Source organism: Streptomyces sp. NPDC090045, from assembly GCF_044747975.1.
GTDB lineage: Bacteria > Actinomycetota > Actinomycetes > Streptomycetales > Streptomycetaceae > Streptomyces.
This window is the reverse complement of record NZ_JBIVFA010000011.1, coordinates 53,945-71,080: the sequence shown is the minus strand read 5'-3', so window position 1 is coordinate 71,080 and position 17,136 is coordinate 53,945. Positions and strand designations below refer to the sequence as shown.

16 protein-coding genes are annotated in these 17,136 nt (G+C 72.9%); 4 read left to right on the top strand and 12 right to left on the bottom strand.

The features are described 5' to 3' along the window. Positions 1 to 74 precede the first annotated feature (74 nt). Entirely contained in the window at positions 75 to 1,502 is a 1,428-nt protein-coding gene (locus ACIPYQ_RS26865; RefSeq protein WP_401255908.1) for a PLP-dependent aminotransferase family protein, read from the bottom strand. Here ACIPYQ_RS26865 and ACIPYQ_RS26860 point away from each other — a divergent pair. Continuing rightward, entirely contained in the window at positions 1,501 to 2,406 is a 906-nt protein-coding gene (locus tag ACIPYQ_RS26860) for a DMT family transporter (protein ID WP_362233898.1), read from the top strand. The genes ACIPYQ_RS26865 and ACIPYQ_RS26860 overlap by 2 nt on opposite strands. A gap of 57 nt (positions 2,407 to 2,463) precedes the next feature. After that, complete coding sequence (locus ACIPYQ_RS26855; protein WP_361765594.1) at positions 2,464 to 2,661, top strand: DUF1918 domain-containing protein; 198 nt, start codon at positions 2,464 to 2,466, stop codon at positions 2,659 to 2,661. 1 nt (position 2,662) lies between these two features. Here ACIPYQ_RS26855 and ACIPYQ_RS26850 read toward each other — a convergent pair whose 3' ends face one another. Continuing rightward, on the bottom strand, positions 2,663 to 3,907 hold the full coding sequence (locus ACIPYQ_RS26850) for a glycoside hydrolase family 10 protein (protein ID WP_401255905.1): 1,245 nt from the start codon (positions 3,905 to 3,907) through the stop codon (positions 2,663 to 2,665). A gap of 159 nt (positions 3,908 to 4,066) precedes the next feature. On the opposite strand from ACIPYQ_RS26850, the gene ACIPYQ_RS26845 reads away from it, so the two are divergent. Continuing rightward, positions 4,067 to 4,939 carry a 3-hydroxybutyryl-CoA dehydrogenase gene (locus ACIPYQ_RS26845; protein WP_361765600.1) on the top strand — a complete coding sequence of 291 codons (873 nt, stop codon included), beginning with the start codon at positions 4,067 to 4,069 and terminating at the stop codon, positions 4,937 to 4,939. 16 nt (positions 4,940 to 4,955) lie between these two features. On the opposite strand, the gene ACIPYQ_RS26840 is transcribed toward ACIPYQ_RS26845, so the two are convergent. The 10 genes from ACIPYQ_RS26840 to infC form a co-directional block, all read right to left on the bottom strand. Further along, a complete protein-coding gene (locus tag ACIPYQ_RS26840; RefSeq protein WP_237545486.1) occupies positions 4,956 to 5,483 on the bottom strand; it encodes an NUDIX hydrolase in 528 nt (175 codons plus the stop codon). Between the two features lie 62 nt (positions 5,484 to 5,545). Then, positions 5,546 to 6,886, bottom strand: a complete 1,341-nt coding sequence (locus ACIPYQ_RS26835) for a transcriptional regulator (RefSeq protein ID WP_361765606.1) — start codon at positions 6,884 to 6,886, stop codon at positions 5,546 to 5,548. A 310-nt stretch (positions 6,887 to 7,196) separates the two neighbouring features. Further along, a complete protein-coding gene (locus ACIPYQ_RS26830; RefSeq protein WP_401255901.1) occupies positions 7,197 to 8,381 on the bottom strand; it encodes a PP2C family protein-serine/threonine phosphatase in 1,185 nt (394 codons plus the stop codon). A gap of 138 nt (positions 8,382 to 8,519) precedes the next feature. Then, positions 8,520 to 11,048 carry a phenylalanine--tRNA ligase subunit beta gene (gene pheT / locus ACIPYQ_RS26825; protein WP_401255898.1) on the bottom strand — a complete coding sequence of 843 codons (2,529 nt, stop codon included), beginning with the start codon at positions 11,046 to 11,048 and terminating at the stop codon, positions 8,520 to 8,522. Further along, positions 11,048 to 12,175 carry a phenylalanine--tRNA ligase subunit alpha gene (pheS, locus tag ACIPYQ_RS26820; RefSeq protein ID WP_030706150.1) on the bottom strand — a complete coding sequence of 376 codons (1,128 nt, stop codon included), beginning with the start codon at positions 12,173 to 12,175 and terminating at the stop codon, positions 11,048 to 11,050. Before pheS ends, pheT begins: the two co-directional genes overlap by 1 nt. Before the next feature lie 153 nt (positions 12,176 to 12,328). After that, positions 12,329 to 13,690 carry an ATP-binding protein gene (locus ACIPYQ_RS26815; RefSeq protein ID WP_401255894.1) on the bottom strand — a complete coding sequence of 454 codons (1,362 nt, stop codon included), beginning with the start codon at positions 13,688 to 13,690 and terminating at the stop codon, positions 12,329 to 12,331. Positions 13,691 to 13,745: 55 nt separating this feature from the next. Further along, a complete protein-coding gene (locus ACIPYQ_RS26810; RefSeq protein WP_362233911.1) occupies positions 13,746 to 14,606 on the bottom strand; it encodes an RNA methyltransferase in 861 nt (286 codons plus the stop codon). A 242-nt stretch (positions 14,607 to 14,848) separates the two neighbouring features. Next, positions 14,849 to 15,235 (bottom strand): 50S ribosomal protein L20, encoded by a 387-nt coding sequence (gene rplT, locus ACIPYQ_RS26805; RefSeq protein WP_007263143.1) that lies wholly within the window; start codon positions 15,233 to 15,235, stop codon positions 14,849 to 14,851. Between the two features lie 102 nt (positions 15,236 to 15,337). Continuing rightward, complete coding sequence (gene rpmI, locus ACIPYQ_RS26800) at positions 15,338 to 15,532, bottom strand: 50S ribosomal protein L35 (RefSeq protein WP_030012385.1); 195 nt, start codon at positions 15,530 to 15,532, stop codon at positions 15,338 to 15,340. A 104-nt stretch (positions 15,533 to 15,636) separates the two neighbouring features. Continuing rightward, complete coding sequence (infC, locus tag ACIPYQ_RS26795) at positions 15,637 to 16,356, bottom strand: translation initiation factor IF-3 (RefSeq protein ID WP_361765619.1); 720 nt, start codon at positions 16,354 to 16,356, stop codon at positions 15,637 to 15,639. A 325-nt stretch (positions 16,357 to 16,681) separates the two neighbouring features. Between infC and ACIPYQ_RS26790 the strand changes: the two genes are divergently transcribed. Then, complete coding sequence (locus tag ACIPYQ_RS26790) at positions 16,682 to 17,059, top strand: DUF1844 domain-containing protein (protein ID WP_351303530.1); 378 nt, start codon at positions 16,682 to 16,684, stop codon at positions 17,057 to 17,059. Positions 17,060 to 17,136 lie beyond the last annotated feature (77 nt).

The window sequence follows — 17,136 nt, the reverse complement described above, 5'->3', positions numbered from 1 at the left end:
GCGGTGATGGTGAGCCGCGAACGGCCGGGGGTCAAGCTTTCCGGAACGGGGCCGTCGGCGGGGCCGGGTGCGGCCTAGTCGTCCAGGCCCGCCCGCAGCCGCTGGACCGCCTCCACCAGTTCCCCCGGTCCCGACACCCCGGCGAAGCTCAGCCGGACGTACGGGCCGGGCGGTTCGGCGCAGAAGTACGGGCGGCCGGGGGCCACCGCCACCCCGGCGCGCAGGGCCGCCGCCGCGAAGGCCGCGTCGTCGGCGCCGTCGGCCATCCGGACCCACAACTGGTATCCGCCCGAGGGCAGGTGCGGCAGCGTCAGCCCGGGCAGCTCGCGCCGCACGGCCCCCGCGAGCACGTCCCGCCGGTGGCGCAGCTCGGCGGCCACGGTGCGCAGGTGGCGCGGCCAGGCGGGCGCGCCGACCAGTTCGAGGGCGGCCTCCTGGAGCGGCCGGGGGACGAAGAAGCTGTCCACGACCTGGATGGCGCGCAGCCGGTCCACCACCGGGCCCCGGGCCGCGAGGGCGCCGACCCGCAGGCTGGGCGAGGTGGCCTTGGTCAGGGACCGGACGTGCACGACCACCCCGTCGTGGTCCTCGGCTGCCAGCGTCGCTGGCAGCGGACCGGCGTCGTCGTGCCCCAGGGCGCGGGCGTAGTCGTCCTCCACCACGAAGGCCCCGGCGGCCCGCGCGATCCTCAGCACCTCGGCCCGCCGCGCGGGAGCCAGGACCGCGCCCGTCGGGTTCTGGAACAGCGGCTGGCATACGAACACCCGCGCCCCGGTCGCTTCGAAGGCGGCGGCCAGCAGCTCCGGCCGTACCCCCTCGGCGTCCACCGGGACGGGCACGGGCCGGCATCCGGAGGCGCGGGCGATGGCCAGCAGTCCGGGATAGGTCGGGGACTCCACCAGGATCGGCGCCCCGGGCGGGGCCAGCGCCCGCAGGGCGGTGGTCAGCGCGCTCTGCCCGCCGGCGGTGACCAGGACGTCGGCGGCCGCGACGGCCCCGCCGATCTCGCGGGCGAACCAGTCCCGGAGCTCGGGCAGCCCCTCCATGGGCGGGCGGTCCCAGGCCCCGGGGCGCCGCCCGGCCCGGGCGAGCGCGGCGGCCATGGCCCGCTGGGGCTGGACGGAGGCGTGCAGGTAGCCGCTGTTGAGCCCGATCACCCCGGGCGGCGGTGCGGCCAGACAAACCAGCACCCCGGAGGCGTCCACCGAGCGCGGCACGATCTCGCCGGGGGCCTCCGCGCTGAGGGCGACCTCCTGCCAGGAGGTGTCCCCGGGCGCGGCGGGCGCCGTGCGCGGGGAGGCGCGGAAGACGCCGGCGCCGGGCCGGGTGACGACGAGGCCCTCGGCGGCGAGCTGCGCCAGGGCCCGGGAGACGGTGACGGGACTGACCCGGTAGCGCTCGACCAGGGCGCGGCTCGACGGGAGCTTTCCACCCACCGAGTAGCGATTCAGCTCGGACCGCAGGGATTCTGCCAGTTCTGCCACACTGCTACGCTCATACATGACAGCACAGAATAGCGCTACTCTCCCGAAGCCGATAGCGGTCAAGAGTCCGGTGGGCCGGGGCACCGCCCTCGCCTCGCTCGGCGTCCTCGCCTTCTCGCTGACCTTCCCCGCCACCGCCTGGGGTCTGGAGAGCTTCGGCCCGTGGTCCCTCGTCGCCCTGCGCAGCGTGCTCGCCGCCGTCATCGCCGGAGCCTTCCTACTGGCCCGCCGGGTCCCGCTGCCCGCCCGCGAGCACTGGGCCGGTCTCGCCGTGGTCGCCGCCGGGGTGGTCGTCGGCTTCCCCCTGCTCACCACCCTCGCGCTGACGACCTCCACCACCTCGCACGCCGCCGTCGTGGTCGGCCTGCTGCCGCTCACCACCGCGGCCCTGTCCGCGCTGCGCACCGGCTCCCGCCCCTCGCGCACCTTCTGGGCGGCGGCCGTCGCCGGGGCCGCCGTCGTCCTGGGCTTCACCGTGGCGCAGAGCGGCGGTTCCCTCTCGGCCGGCGACGCCTACCTCTTCGCCGCCCTGCTGGTCTGCGCCGCCGGGTACACCGAGGGCGGGCGCCTCGCGCGGACCCTGCCCGGCTGGCAGGTGATCGGCTGGGCGCTGGTCCTGTGCCTGCCGCTCACCCTGGCCGGGTCCGCGCTCGGGCTCGCGTACGAGCCGGTGCGCCTCGGCGCGCACGGGCTGGCCGGCCTGGTCTGGGCGGCGGCCGGCTCCACCTTCCTCGGCCTGTACGTCTGGTACCGGGGCATGGCCGAGATCGGCGCGCCGCGCGCGAGCCAGCTCCAGCTCGCCCAGCCGCTGCTGACCCTGGTCTGGTCGGTGGCGCTGCTGGGCGAGCACCTCACTCCCGCCGCACCGGCGGCCGCCTGCGCGGTCCTCGTCTGCATCGCGGTGACTCAACGGGTCAAATAGCCCCGGAACGACCTAAACTGCTAGCACCGGATCGGACCGCCACCGAGGAGGTCAGTTATGCGCGCGACCGAGGGCGACCAGCTGGTGCAGCACGGCAGGATCGTCGGACAGCACGACAAGGTGGGCGAGATCACCCAGGTGCTGGGCGAGAACGGAACCCCCCCGTACCGGGTCCGCTTCCAGGACGGGCACGAGGCCCTGATGGCCCCCGGGCCCGACTGCGTGGTCCGTCACCCCGTAGACCCCGAACACTGAATCAGCGCGGGGGCACCGCCGAGCCGTAGTGGTCGGCGACCACCCGGGCCATTGCTCCATTGGGGTCCGCGGCCACCTGCTTCGCCGAGAAGTAGACGTGGCCGCGGACTTCCGGGTGTCCGGCGGCGAGCCGCACGTGCTTCGACAGCTCCCCCGGATCGCGCCAGGCCGCGGTGGTGCTGTCCGCGTCGCAGCGGTAGAGCGCCTCCCCCACGTAGAGGTCGACGCCCGCGCCCGCTACGGTCCGCGCCCACCAGGGGACGATGTCGGCGTAGTCGGCCGTCGGGTGGCCGATGTGCCAGTAGGCCTGCGGCACGATGTAGTCGATCCAGCCCTCCCGGACCCACTTGCGGGTGTCCGCGTACAGGTCGTCGTACGTTCCCAGGCCCGCCCGCGTCGGGGAGCCGAGCGGGTCGCGGTCGGAGTTGCGCCAGACCGCGAAGGGGCTGATGCCGAACCGGACCGCCGGGCGCAGCGCCCGCAGCCGCGCGGACATCTCCTGGACCAGGGTGTCGGTGTTGTGGCGGCGCCAGGCGGCGCGGGAGGAGAAACCGCTCCCGTGCTCCTCGTAGGCCTCGTCGTCGTCGAAGTACTCGCCGTCGGCCGGGTAGGGGTAGAAGTAGTCGTCCCAGTGCACCGCGTCCACCGGGTAGCGGGTGACGGCGTCGAACATGGCGTCCTGGACGAAGCGCCGCACCTCGGGCAGGCCGGGGTTGTAGTAGAGCTTGCCGCCGTACTCCACGGTCCAGCCCGGATTGCGCCGGGCCGGGTGGGAGGGCGCCAGCCGGTCGGGGTCGGTGTGGTTGGCCACCCGGTACGGGTTGAACCAGGCGTGCAGCTCCAGCCCGCGGGCGTGCGCCTCGGCGACGGCCGTGCCCAGCGGGTCCCAGCCGGGATCGGCCCCCTGCTCCCCGGTCAGCCACTGCGACCAGGGCTCCAGCTTCGAGGGCCAGAACGCGTCGGCCGCCGGCCGGACCTGGAGGATCACGGCATTGAGCCGTCGCGCGACCGCGGTGTCGAGGAGCCGGAGCAGTTCCGTGCGCTGCCGCGCGGCGGAGAGCCCGCTCTGCGAGGGCCAGTCCACGTTGGACACGGAGGCGATCCACATCCCCCTGAAGTCGGCGGCGGCCCGTGCGGAAGGCCCGGAGGAGGTCCGCCCCGCCGCCGCGGCGGCCGGTCCGGACGTGGCGGCCGCGATCACCCCCGCGGCTCCGGCCAGCAGTGCCCGTCGGCCGATGTACGTCATGTGACGACTCCGTTTCACTGAGTGACATTGCACGATGTCCGCCCAGCATGCCCGCCCCGGCCCGCCGCCCGGCGCAAGGTCGGGAGTAACGTCGGGGGGCGTGGCGGGCGCCGGAATCGTACGGGGGACCCGCCGACGGAGAGCTGCGAAAGGCACGAAGTGACTGACCTCCCTTCCGACATCACACGAGTCGGCGTAGTGGGCTGTGGCCAGATGGGCGCGGGTATCGCCGAGGTGTGCGCCCGCAGTGGCCTTGAGGTCAAGGTCGCCGAGACCACCGGCGAAGCCCTGGAGATCGGCCGGACCCGGCTTCACAACTCCCTGACCAAGGCCGCCGAACGCGGCAAGATCACGGAGGAGGAGCGCGACGCCACCCTCGCCCGCCTCACCTTCACCACCGACCTCGGCGAGTTCGCCGACCGCGACCTCGTCATCGAGGCGGTCGTCGAGAACGAGCAGGTCAAGACGGAGATCTTCCAGGTCCTCGACCAGGTGATCACCCGCCCGGACGCGATCCTGGCCTCCAACACCTCCTCGATCCCGCTGGTCAAGCTGGCCGTCGCGACCTCGCGGCCCGACCAGGTCATCGGCATCCACTTCTTCAACCCGGCCCCGGTGCAGAAGCTCGTCGAGCTGATCCCCGCGCTGACCACGGGCGAGGAGACGGTAAAGCGGGCCGAGGCCCTGGTGCGGGACGTGCTGGGCAAGCACGCGGTCCGCGCCCAGGACCGCTCCGGCTTCGTCGTCAACGCGCTCCTCGTCCCGTACCTGCTCTCCGCCATCCGGATGTTCGAGTCCGGCATCGCGAGCCGCGAGGACATCGACAACGGCATGGAGCTGGGCTGCGCCCACCCGATGGGCCCGCTCAAGCTGTCCGACCTGATCGGCCTGGACACCATCGCCTCGATCGCCGACTCGATGTACGCCGAGTACAAGGAGCCGCTGTACGCCGCTCCCCCGCTGCTCCAGCGGATGGTCGACGCGGGCCGCCTGGGCCGCAAGACGGGCGCGGGCTTCTACCCGTACGCCTGATCCCCGCCACTGCCACCTACGGCTGACCGAGCCGCAGGTGGTGCAGCAGGAGCAGCCCGGCCGCCATGTTGGCGGCCGGGATCTCCCCGCGCGCGATCATGTCCGGCACGAGTTTGAGCGGGACCCATTCCCGGCGCGAGGACTCGAAATCGTCCTCGGGATGACCGATGTGGGTGGCCCCGTCCGCCCAGTAGAGGTGGTGGCGGGCGTCGGTCAGCCCGTTGGACGGCTCGACGGTCATCAGGTGGTGGAGCGGGCCGGGCCGCCAGCCCGACTCCTCCTCCATCTCCCGCGCCGCCGCGACCGCGATGTCCTCGCCGTCCTCGACCACCCCGGCGGGCAGCTCCCAGCCCCAGCTGTCGGTGATGAAGCGGTGCCGCCAGAGCAGCAGCACCTCGTTGGCCTCGTTGACGGCCGTGGCCACGGCGACCGGACGCAGCCGGATCACGAAGTGGTCCAGGTGCCGGCCGTCGGGAAGTTCCACATCGGCGAGATTCACGTCGAACCAGCGGTTCTTGTACACAGTCTGCTCACTCAGGTTCATCCACTGCACGGCTGTGCCACCTTCCGTTCGAGTAGGTGGCAAACATGGCAGCAGCTGACCGGTCACAGCGGAACGCGCAGCGCCCCGTCGATGAGCTGTGCGGTCTGCGCCGCGTCCGGAGAACCGCTGGTCAGAAGCTGTTCGCGGACCGTCCGCAGCCGGTCGCGCAGCCGCAGCGACTCCATTCCCCTGGCCCGCTCGGCCATTTCCGCCGCGGACGCCGCGGCCCGGTCCGCCTCGCCCTGGCGCAGCTGGATCTCGCACAGCATCGCCAGCCGGTGCACCCGGCCGCGGTCGTGGGCCGGGGTGCCTACGGCGGCGGCCGCCTGGATCCGGGCCGCCTCCAGATCCCCCAGACTGAGCAGCGCCTCGGCGACCTGGACGTTGACGAGCCCCGGCTGCACGTAGCCGGTCTCGTCGGGTTCGGTGCCCGGGTGGATCCGCTCGGCGGCCGCCTCGGCGTTGCGGATGCAGGCCAGCGCGGCCTGGGTGTCGCCGAGTTGGGCGTACGCCTTGGCCTGCATCGCGTACAGGTCGGCGGCCAGCGCCGGGGTGGTGTGCCGGCCGGCGGCGCGCAGCGCGGCCTCGGCGAAGGCGACGGCCTGGCGGTACTCGCGCAGGTGCAGGGACTGGTTGACGATCAGCGCGATCACGTACGCACCGAGCCCCCGGTCCCCGGACGCCTTGGCCAGGCGCAGCGCCTGGTGGAAGTAGCGCTGGGCGAGCCCGTGGGCGTCCGAGTCGTACGCGCAGATCCCCGCCACCGCCACGAGGGACCCGGTGGCCCGGTGCAGCTGGCGGCCGAGGCCGTCGGAGTAACTGCCGCGCAGCATGGGCGCCGTCTCACTGCCAAGGAAGCGGACGATCCGGTCCCGGGTGGCCACCCCGCCGGCCCGGCGGTACATCAGCTCGTAGTGCGCGCGGGCGGCCTTCAGGATCTCGATGTGCTCGGGACCGATCCGGTTCGGCCCCTCGCGGGAGACGTCCGCGTCCTCGGGCGGGTTCTCCCATTCCCAGACCGGGATGACGGCGGGCGTGCCGGTGACCGCCTCGGCGGCGAGCAGCTGGGGCCGGGCCTGGCCGTCGGAACGCCAGAGGGCGGCGGCCCGGTCCACGAACCCGCTGAGCGGGGAGGCGTGCAGGGAGACGGGCCGGTCGGCCGCCCCCAGCCCGATGTCGTCCAGCCCGAGGGGGCGCCGCAGCCGGCCGCCGAGCACCTCGCAGATCAGGTCGGGGACCTGGCCCCGGGGCCGCTGGCCCTTCAGCCACCGGGCCACGGCGGTGTGTTCGTAGCGCAGGGCGAGTCCGCGGGTGCGGCCTGCCTGGTTCACGTAGGCGGCGAGTCCGGCATGGGACATGCCCGCCTCGGCGAGGAGGGCGTCGAGCAGGACATTGGGCTGCATGGGCCGCTCCAAGGGCTCGTCGGTCTCAGGCTAGTGGGTGCGCGGTTCACACGGGGTGTGAACCGAGTACGCGCATAAATGCGATGCGCACTCTGCCGCACGGGCCCCCGTGGGCGCTTCACTTAAGGGCCTCGCCAAAGAGGCGGCTCGGGTCGTCGGCTCCCCCTCGTACAGTGCGACGACCCGCACCGCGCCGCCCGTCCTGCTGTCTGCCCGACACTCCACGGCAGGCGGGCGGCGTGTTCCGGCTCCGCCGGCGTCCGGTTGGTCGCCGGGCCCCGGCGGAGCCGGCCCCCCGGCAGCCGGCCGGTCAGGACCGGTCGTTGCGCAGCACCAGCAGGGCGACATCGTCGGCGAGTCGCCCGCCGGTGTGCCGGAGCAGGGCCGCGTGCACGCCCGCGACCAGCCGCGCGGGCGTTCGCGGTGCCGGGGCCTCTGCGAGGACGCTGCGCAGGGGGAAGAACGCACCGGCGGCGTCCCGGGCCTCCTCGGCGCCGTCGGTGTGCAGGAAGAGGGTCTCGCCGGGGTGCAGCTCCCCCACGGGGTGCGGTTCGACTCCCACCGGCAGGGGCACCACCCCGAGCGGCGGCAGCGGCTCACCCCCGTCGACCGCCTGTACGCCCACGCCCGGCTCCGCCCGAACCCGGTCCTCAAACGCCGGACGGGCTGAAAGACCGGGGCTCCGCCCCGAACCCCGCGCCTCAAACGCCGGCGAGGCTGGATTTTCCCCGCTGCCGTCCGTGAAGCGCGCGACGCACAACCCTGGCAATTTCAGCCCCTCCGGCGTTTGAGGAGCGGGGTCTGGGGCGGAGCCCCGGCTGCGCGGAGCGCAGTGTTCTGGGCTCAGCAGGTACGGCCAGGGGTGGCCGCAGTTCAGGGCCAGGAGGGTGCCGTCCGGGGCGATCTGGAGGAGGAGGACCGTCACGAACTCCTCCGCCGAGGGCGACTCCGGCTCCGCGGGGCAGGACGCCGGATGCTCCGACCGGGCCCGGTCACGGACGTGGCGGGACAGCGCCCGCTCCATCCGCCGGAGCACACCGCCCAGCGCCACCTCGTCGTACGCCGCTTCGCGGAAGGCCCCGAGCACGGCCGCCGCCGCACCCAGCGCCGGCAGTCCGTGCCCCCGTACGTCCCCGATGACCACCCGCACCCCGTACGCCGTCGGCACGGCCTCGTACAGGTCCCCGCCCACCGCCGCGCCCCGGCTCGCCGAGAGCTGCGCCGCGGCCAGCGTCAGACCGTCGATCCGCCCCGGCAACGGCCGCAGCAGGGCCCGCTGCGCGGCGCCCGCGATCTCCTGCGAGCGGCGCAGTTCGTTCAGCAGCCCGCGCCGGATGTGCAGGGCGCACCCGGTGGCCAGCAGCAGGAAGGCCGCGCAGGTGGCCAGGCTCGGCACCAGTCGCCCCGGGGTGGCCAGCTCCCAGGACACCGCGGCACCGCCCCAGGCCACGACGCACACCCGGCGCAGCTGGGGCATCTCCCCGCGCGTGATCATCCGTAGGCTCCCCTCCGGCCGGATCGATTGTGTCGACCGACCGGCGCCCCGGACACGGGCCTCCGCGCTTCTCACCCGAACGAGTGAGGGCGCATCCGGTGGTCCGGATGCGCCCTCAACTGGCCTTACGCGGTGCGGCTACGCGCCCCGGAGCACCGCCCCGGTCCGCTCGCCCGCCAGGGCCACCGCCGCGTCGCGCGCGGCCGTGGACTCCTCGGCGGTCAGCGTCCGGTCGGCCGCGCGGAAGCGCAGCGCGTAGGCGAGGGACTTCTTGCCCTCGCCGACCTGCTCACCGGTGAACACGTCGAACAGCCGCAGCGACTCCAGGAGTTCGCCCGCGCCCTTGCGCAGGGCGGCCTCCACCGAGGACGCCGGAACCGACGCGTCCACGATCAGCGCGACGTCCTGGGTCGCCACCGGGAAGGTGGAGATCCGGGGCGCCTGCAGGGCCTCGCCGCCGGCCGCAGCGAGGCGGTCCAGGTCGAGCTCCATGGCGCTGGTGCGGGCCGGCAGGCCCATCGCCTTGACCACGCGCGGGTGCAGCTCGCCGGCGTGGCCGATGACCTGCTCGACGCCGTCGATGGTGACGACGAGCTCGGCGCAGCGGCCCGGGTGCCAGGGGCCGTACTGGCCCTGGCGGACGACGAGCTCCGTGCCGGCCTCGACGGCCAGCGAGCGGGCGGCCTGGACCGCGTCCGCCCAGTCGGCCGGTCGGCCCTTGCCCCACCAGCCGGCCTGCTCGCGCGCACCGGCCAGCACGACCGCGGCGTACCGCGGCTGCGCGGGCAGGGCCGCGTTCAGGGTGGCGATCTCCTCGTCGGTGGGACGCCGGTCCACGGGCAGCCGTACGGCGACGCCCGGCTGGGCGGCGGCCCGGAAGACCGAACCGGTCTCGAAGAGCGCGAGGTCGTGGCTGCCCCGGCTGTCGTTGCGGCGCAGCGCGCCGAGCAGACCCGGCAGCAGCGTGGTGCGCAGCGCCGGCTCCTCGTCGGAGATCGGGTTGACGAGCTTGACCACCTGGCGGGTGGCGTCGTGCGCGGGGAGCTGGAGCTGGTCGAAGACGCCCTCGCCGATGAAGGGGTAGCTCAGCGCCTCGACGTAGCCCGCGCCGGCCAGCGCGCGGCCGACCCGGCGGTGCAGCTGCTGCCGGGCGGTCAGACCGCGGCCGGAGGGCACCTGCGGGAGGGTCGACGGGAGGTTCCCGTAGCCCTCCAGCCGGATGACCTCTTCGGCGAGGTCGTTGGGCGCGGCGAGGTCCGGCCGCCACGAGGGGACGGTGACGACGAGCTCGTCCTGGCCGTAGACGTCGCAGCCGATCTCCTGGAGGCGGCGCACGACGGTCTCGCGGCCGTACTCCATGCCCGCCACCCGGTCCGGGTGGTCCGCGGGCATGGCGATGGTGCGCGGCGCGCCCGGGGCGAGGACCTCGGTGACGCCCGCCTCGGCGGTGCCGCCCGCGAGGAGCACGAGCAGGTCGACGGTCCGCTGCGCGGCCGCGGCGGCGGCCTGCGGGTCGACGCCCCGCTCGAAGCGCTTGGAGGCCTCGGAGGAGAGCTTCATGCGGCGGGCGGTGCGCGAGATCGACACGGAGTCGAAGTGCGCGGCCTCGATGACGACGTCCGTGGTCCCCGTGACCTGGCCGGTCTCGGGGTCGGTGACGGAGTCGGCGATCTCGGTGTTGGCGCCGCCCATGACACCCGCGAGACCGATCGGCCCGCTGTTGTCGGTGATCACCAGGTCCTCGGCGTCGAGCGTGCGCTTGACGCCGTCGAGGGTGGTGAACTTCTCGCCCTGCTCGGCACGGCGGACACCGATGGTGCCGTCGATGCTGGAGCGGTCGTAGGCGTGCAGCGGCTGGCCGAGCTCGAGCATCACGTAGTTGGTGATGTCGACGGCGAGCGAGATCGGGCGCATGCCCGCCTTCTGCAGGCGGCGGGTCAGCCAGATCGGGGAGCGCGCGTCGGGGTCGAGGCCGGTCACCGTACGGGCGGTGAAGCGGTCGCAGCCGGCCGGGTCGTCGATCTTCACCGGGTAGCCGTACGAGTTCGGCTGGGGCACGTCGAGCAGCGCCGGGTCGCGCAGCGGCAGGCCGTAGGCGGTGGCCGCCTCGCGGGCGACACCGCGCATGGACATGCAGTAGCCGCGGTCCGGGGTGATGTCGATGTCGAGGACCTCGTCGACGAGCTGGAGCAGCTCGATGGCGTCGGTGCCGACCTCGTGCTCGTGCGGCAGCACGATGATGCCGTGCGTGCCGTCGTCGCCCATGCCCAGCTCGTCGCCGGAGCAGATCATGCCGTGCGAGGTGCGGCCGTACGTCTTGCGCGAGGCGATCGCGAAGTCGCCGGGGAGCACCGCGCCGGGCAGGACCACGACGACCTTGTCGCCGACGGAGAAGTTCCGGGCGCCGCAGACGATCTCCTGCGGTTCGCCGGTGCCGTTGGCCTGGCCGACGTCGACCGTGCAGAAGCGGATCGGCTTGCGGAAGCCCTCGAGCTCCTCGATGGTCAGCACCTGGCCGACGACGAGCGGGCCCTTGAGCCCGCCGCCGAGCTGCTCGACGGTCTCGACCTCGAGGCCGGCGTCGACCAGCTTGGCGGCCACGTCACGACCGGTCTCGCCCGCGGGCAGGTCGACGTACTCCCGCAGCCAGGAAAGCGGGACGCGCATCAGATCTCACTCCCGAACGGCCGGGTGAAGCGAACGTCACCCTCGACCATGTCTCGCATGTCTTCAACGTTGTGACGGAACATCAGCATCCGTTCGATGCCGAACCCGAAGGCGAACCCGCTGTACTTCTCGGGGTCCACACCGCAGGCGACGAGCACCTTGGGGTTGACCATGCCGCAGCCGCCCAGCTCGATCCAGCCCTCGCTGGAGCAGGTACGGCACGGGCGGTCGGGGTTGCCCACCGACTCGCCGCGGCACACGTAGCACTGCATGTCCATCTCGGCGGACGGCTCGGTGAAGGGGAAGAAGTGCGGGCGCAGGCGCGTGGTGGTGCCCTCGCCGAACAGCTCCTGGACCATGTGGTCCATGGTGCCCTTGAGGTCCGCCATGGTCAGGCCCTCGTCCACGGCGAGCAGCTCGACCTGGTGGAAGACCGGGGTGTGCGTCGCGTCGAGCTCGTCGGTGCGGTACACGCGGCCCGGGCAGACGATGTAGACGGGGGGCTTGCGCTCCAGCAGCGAGCGCGCCTGCACCGGGGAGGTGTGGGTGCGCAGGACGACACCGGACTCGTCGCCCTCGGTGCCCTCGGGGCCCCGGACGAAGAAGGTGTCCTGCATCTGGCGCGCCGGGTGGTCGGGCGTGAAGTTGAGGGCGTCGAAGTTGAACCACTCCGCCTCGACCTCGGGACCCTCGGCGACCTCGTACCCCATGGCCACGAAGATGTCCGCGATGCGGTCCATCAGCGTGGTCAGGGGGTGCCGGGCGCCGGCGGGGACGCGGTCGTAGGGCAGCGTGACGTCCACGGCCTCCTCGACCAGCACCCGCTCGTCGCGCTCGGCTTCGAGCTCGACCGTGCGGGCCCCGAAGGCCTTGTTCACGGCGCCGCGGGCCTGGCCCACGCGCTTGCCCGCCTCGGCCTTGGCCTGCGGGGGCAGCGCGCCGATCTCGCGGTTGGCGAGCGCCAGGGGCGAGCGGTCGCCCATGTGCGCGGTCTTCGCCTCACGCAGCGCGTCGAGGTCGCCGGCGGACGCGAAGGCGGCGAGCGCCTCGTCCCGCATGCGCTCGATCTCTTCCGGTTTCAGTGCCTCGACCTCGACAGGGTCGTACGACTTGTTCGGTGCCGACATCTCTTCCCGTACTTCCGATGGCTGGCTGGATGGGTCCCCCGCGCGACGCGCAGGACGCGCTCGGCACAAGGACACAAAGGTGCCAAAGGACGAGTCTAAAGGTCGCTGGGGGTGAAGGAGCCCGTGGGCCGTCTGGCGAGATGCTCAGCAGGGCTACTGCGTGAGGTACGCCGGGGCGCTCACGGGCAGGATAAATCGGAACTCGGCGCCGCCGCCGGGGCCGCGGCCGACCGTGATGGTGCCGCCGTGGGCCTCCACGATGCCCTTGACGATGTACAGGCCCAGGCCGGTGCCGCCGCGCTTGCTCCCCCGCCAGAAGCGGGTGAAGACGCGGCCCATCGACTCCTCGGGGATCCCGGGGCCTTCGTCGGACACGGTGACGGCGGTTCCCTTCTCATGCGGCGATACCCCGATGGTGACCGTTCCCTCTCCGTGGCGCACCGCATTTTCGAGGAGGTTGCCGAGGATCTGGTCGATCTTGTCCGGATCGGCCCACAGATCGGGGAGCGGACGGCTCACGCTCACGAGGAACCGCTCGGGGGCCTGGCCGTTCGCCGTGAGCGCCTGTACGTGGCGGCCGACGGCCGTGGCGATGTCGACGGGCTGGCGGCGCACCTCCAGACGGCCGGAGTCGATGCGGGAGATGTCGAGGAGTTCGGCGATCAGGCGGGTGACGCGGTTGGCGTCGGCGTCGACGGTCTCCAGCATCAGCCGCTTCTGGTCGTCGGTGAACCGCTCCCACTTGGCGAGCAGGGTGGCGGTGAACCCCTTGACGGAGGTCAGGGGGGAGCGCAGCTCGTGGGCGACGGTGGCGATCAGCTCGGCGTGGCTGCGCTCGGTGCGGCGGCGCGCCTCGGTGCCCCGCAGGGTGATGACGAGGCGGCGCAGCGGGCCCGTGGGGTGGGTGCGGACGTAGCTGGCGGATACCAGCACCTCGCGGCCGCCGGGGAGCAGCAGGTTCCGCTCGGGCTGTCCGCGGCGGGTGGCGAGGCCCCCGTACGGGTCGGTCATCGCCCACCAGCGGCGGCCTTCGAGGTCCTCCAGCGGGAGCGCCCGGTCGATGCGCGTGCCGAGCGCCTGCTCCGGCGCCAGGGCGGTGATCCGTGCGGCGGCGGCGTTGAAGCAGATCACCCGCCCGGTCTCGTCGGCGACGACGAGTCCGTCGGGCAGGCTGTCGGGGTCGATCCCGAAGCCGGTCCCCTCGTCGGGGGCGCCGCTGCCCGGGACCGCCGCGCGGGCCCCGGACAGCGGGGGTCCGGCCTGCGGGGGCCCGGCCTGCGGCGGTACGGGGCAGCGCGTTCCGGACGTGGGCACCGGGGGGACGGCGTCGGCGCGGACACCGCCGGCCCGGGCCGCGGGCCGGCCCTTGCGGGCGGCGGACGGGGGCGGAGCCTGCGACGGGACGCCGGAGAGTTCGTCGCCCACCGGGCGGACCTCGCGGCCGCCGACGGCGGCCGGCACCGGTGTACCGGCCGTCGTGCCGGCCCCCGGTGAGCTGTTCGTACCGACGGTCATGTCCCCGTACCCCACATCTCCGAGTAGCGCAGTGGGCCCCCGGGCCGCCACATTACTAGCTGGGGGTCACGGAGCGGCACCCTCCGGGCGCCCGCTGTGCACGCGCGGACGCGTAGAGACACACGGCGGCGGCCGTCGCCAGGTTCAGGCTCTCCGCCTTTCCGTGGATCGGGACCCGCACCACGGCGTCCGCCAGGGCCCTGGTCTCCTCGGGCAGGCCCCAGGCTTCGTTGCCGAAGACCCAGGCGGAGGGCCCGCCCATGGTGCCCGCGTCCAGCTCGGCGTCGAGGTCGTCCTCGCCCGCGCCGTCGGCCGCGAGGATCCGTACGCCGGCCGCGCGCAGGCCCTCGACGGCCTGCTCCACGGGGACGCCGACCGCGACCGGGAGGTGGAAGAGGGAGCCCACGGAGGCCCGTACGGACTTGGGGTTGTAGAGGTCCACGGAGGCGTCGGTGAGCACCACCGCGTCGGCGCCGGCGGCGTCGGCGCAGCGCAGCACCGTGCCGGCGTTGCCGGGGTCGCGGACGTGCGCGAGGACGGCGACGAGCCGGGGCCCGGACGCCAGGATCTCCTCGAACGGGGAGTCCAGGAAGTGGCAGACGCCGACGAGGCCCTGCGGGGTGACGGTCTGCGAGACCTCGGCGAGCACCTCGTCGGAGGCGTAGTGCACGCGGGCACCCGCGTCGAGGGCCGCGGCGATGATCTCGGTGTAGCGCTCGGCCGCCTCGACGGTGGCGAACAGCTCGATCAGGGTCGACGCCCCGGTGGGCCCGCGGTGCTCGACGGCCTCGCGGACCGCCTGCGGGCCCTCGGCGATGAACCGGCGCTCCTTGGTGCGGAAGTTGCGCCGCGCCAGTCGCCTGGCGGCGGCCACCCGCGGGGATCGGGGGGAGATCAGCTCGGCGGGGGTACCCATGGTCTCAGCGGTTCTCTCTCGGGGTTCCGATGCGCGCGGGGCGCGGGGAAGCGGGGGCGCGGTGGCGAGGGCCGGCCGCGGGGGGCGGGCGCCGCGCGCAGGAGGGGCGGGGGCGCGGCCGTGCACGGACCGTACGGGGGCTCGCGGGGCTCTCGGGCCCGCGGGGCGAAAGCACACGGACCCGCAGGCGAATGCCTGCGGGTCCGTGGGGGCCGGCCGCGTGAAGCTGGGCCGGCTAGCCCTTAGGCAGCGGCCTTGGGGGCGTTGACGTCGGCCGGAAGCGCCTTCTGCGCGACCTCGACCAGCGCGGCGAACGCGTTGGCGTCGTTGACGGCCAGCTCGGCGAGGATCTTGCGGTCCACCTCGATGTTGGCGGCCTTCAGACCCTGGATGAGGCGGTTGTACGTCATGCCGTTCTGGCGGGCAGCAGCGTTGATGCGCTGGATCCACAGCTGACGGAAGTCGCCCTTGCGCTTCTTGCGGTCGTTGAAGTTGTAGACCAGCGAGTGGGTGACCTGCTCCTTGGCCTTGCGGTACAGGCGCGAACGCTGACCGCGGTAGCCGGAGGCCGCCTCGAGGATTGCCCGGCGCTTCTTGTGGGCGTTTACTGCCCGCTTGACGCGTGCCACTTTTTAACTCCTTGTAGCGGGGCCGTGGGTGTCTTCACACGGCCCGAATTCGATGGGGTCCCGGTCTTGACGTCACCGCTCCCGCAAGGGGAGCGGAGGACATCAGATGCCGAGAAGCTTCTTGATCTTCGCGGCGTCGCCGGGGGCCATCTCCGCGTTGCCGGTGAGGCGGCGGGTGACACGGGACGACTTGTGCTCGAGCAGGTGGCGCTTGCCGGCGCGCTCGCGGAGCACCTTGCCGGAGCCGGTGACCTTGAAGCGCTTCTTGGTACCGCTGTGCGTCTTGTTCTTCGGCATGGCGCCGTTATCTCCTCGTCGGTGGCGCTCCCACCGGTCCGTTGCGGGACCGGCTCGTGGGAGCGTCATGTTGTGTCGGTGATCCGAGACGGGCTGTCTCGGGATCAGGCCTCGGCGTTCGTCCCGTCGGCGGGGGCCTCGGTGACGTCGGCGGAGGCGACCTCGGTGGTGTCCTCGACCTCGACGGCGGCTTCCTCGGAAGGAGCCTCGTCGCCGGTGTGGGCGACACCCTGGCGCTCGGCCTTGCGGGCGGCCTGCGCCTCGCGGGCTTCGGCCATCGCCTCGGTCTTCTTCTTGTGCGGACCGAGGACCATGATCATGTTTCGGCCGTCCTGCTTCGGGTTCGACTCGATGAACCCGAGGTCCTCGACGTCCGAAGCGAGACGCTGCAGCAGTCGGTAGCCGAGTTCCGGCCGGGACTGCTCGCGACCACGGAACATGATCGTGATCTTGACCTTGTCGCCCTGCTTGAGGAACCGAACGACGTGACCCTTCTTGGTGTCATAGTCGTGCGGGTCGATCTTCGGCCGGAGCTTCATTTCCTTGATGACCGTGTGCGCCTGGTTCTTGCGCGCCTCACGGGCCTTCATGGCCGACTCGTACTTGAACTTGCCGTAGTCCATGAGCTTGCAGACCGGCGGGCGTGCGGACGCCGCGACCTCGACCAGGTCGAGGTCGTACTCCTGCGCGAGCTCAAGCGCCTTGGCAAGCGGCACGATGCCGACCTGCTCGCCGCTGGGACCGACAAGCCGTACCTCGGGAACGCGAATCCGGTCGTTGATGCGGGGCTCGGTGCTGATGGATCCTCCTCGGTAGCACCACACGACTGCCTGGCAGACAGCCGCTGACGTGTATTTCCGTCAGACCGACCACAGCGGGAAACCAAAAAAGCCCCGCCGGGCACAGGCAGGGGCTCCAATACAACCGGAACACCGACGCGTGCGAACCGCGGGGCGTAGACTCGGGCGGCTTTCCATCGTCCGTACGGAACGATGGATGCCGCCTGACCGGTGACCCGCCGTCCCGGAGGACGGTCAGGTGGGAGAAACGGAGCCTCCACTTGTGGGCCGGGCACAGAAGTGTCCGGCCGGTCGAAGTACATACTAGCACCCGCGTTGCAAGCCCGCCGCACGGCATATCGTGGGGTGCATGACTGACGCGACACCCTCCACCGACCCCGCTGCCGACGGCGCCCCCGACTACGACGCCATGACCCGCGACATCGCGGACGTGCCCGCCGTCGAGGTGATCACCACGGTGGCCGTGCACCTGCTGAGCGCCGCGGCCGTCAACCTGGGCCTGGACAAGCCGGACTCCGAGCACAAGGACCTCGACGAGGCCCGCAAGCTGATCACGGCCCTGGCCGGCCTGGTCACCGCGAGCGCCACCGAGATCAGCTCCTTTCACGCCGCCCCGCTGCGCGACGGCCTGAAGTCGCTCCAGCTGGCCTTCCGCGAGGCGTCGATCGTCCCGGACGAGCCGGGCCAGGGTCCGGGCGAGAAGTTCACGGGTCCCGTCTTCGCCTGATCGCGCGCGGACGCCGCACATACGAAGAGGAGAGGCGTGTCACACGGGAGGTTCCCGTGTGACACGCCTCTCCTCTT